At 53.9% G+C, this 336-nt stretch carries 1 protein-coding gene; it reads left to right on the forward strand.

The features are described from left to right. Positions 1-66: 66 nt before the first annotated feature. A partial coding sequence (locus AC1RO3_RS08940) for a hypothetical protein (protein WP_481764073.1) occupies positions 67-336 on the forward strand: 270 nt, incomplete at its 3' end.

Genomic DNA, 336 nt, shown 5'->3' on the forward strand with positions numbered 1-336 from the left:
TGGTCGGGAGCTTCACCCTTTTGTGTGTCGTGATCGATGTGTGGAAAGAGTATAAGGAGGACGCTGGTGGAACACATCGTACATGAATTGGCCAAAACCGATTTCTTGGTGTACAGTTACGCCGCCGATGGTACAGCCACGTTTCCTACACGTGTGAGTCCTGTACTTTTGGAATCCCGAGTATGGATTCGGGGCACGGGCGCGTTGATGGGTCTTAATAACGGCGTCTATTATGCGGGTGCCGCACTCGCAGATTGGGCTCGTGAGCGTGGCTGTATATGGGAAGGCAATCATTTTGGGGTCGGGCTGCGGGCATGCACTGACGCAGGCTGGAAT

Source organism: Dellaglioa sp. CoH-57-MRSF-19 (assembly GCF_056781975.1).